Origin of the sequence: Bacteroides cellulosilyticus DSM 14838 (genome assembly GCF_000158035.1) — a bacterium.
In the GTDB taxonomy this organism is placed as follows: Bacteria; Bacteroidota; Bacteroidia; order Bacteroidales; family Bacteroidaceae; genus Bacteroides; species Bacteroides cellulosilyticus.
Window position 1 is genome coordinate 1 of the sequence record NZ_EQ973517.1, and the last position, 547, is coordinate 547.

Annotated in this window: 1 pseudogene; it reads left to right on the forward strand. The window is 46.8% G+C overall.

The window, feature by feature from the left end:
* Positions 1–430 (forward strand): annotated as a pseudogene (locus BACCELL_RS25430) (BamA/TamA family outer membrane protein); the annotation flags it as partial.
* Positions 431–547 lie beyond the last annotated feature (117 nt).

The window sequence follows — 547 nt, forward strand, 5'->3', positions numbered from 1 at the left end:
AGACTATCGACAATATAAGACTGTCGGTAAGCGCAAAGTCATAGCCTGGACTGCTCAAAGCAAAAACGTATTCGGCGATGTACCCCTGACACAATATATCCTGACAGGAACTCCTTTTGACCTGCGGGGATATTACATGGGGCAGTATCGCGATAAATCGTCCCACGTAGTCATGGCCGAATACCGTCAGATGATAAATACCGATAAAAGCACCTGGCTGAAACGCATGCTCAATCACGTCGGCTTCGTGGCCTGGACAGGCTGCGGATTCATGGGACCCACCCCCGGCAAAATAGAAGGTGTGCTGCCTAATTATGGCGTAGGATTGCGCATCGAAGTGCAACCACGTATGAACGTACGCCTCGACCTGGGTAAAAATACGGTCAACAATCAGACGTTGTTCTATTTCAACATGACGGAAGCGTTCTGAAAAGTATGGAAATGAACTAAATACTGATAGTAATTTAGGCGCGGATTACACGGATTAAAGGCTGCGCTATCACACTATATTACAGAAAATAAATCCGCGTAATCCGTGTAATCCGCG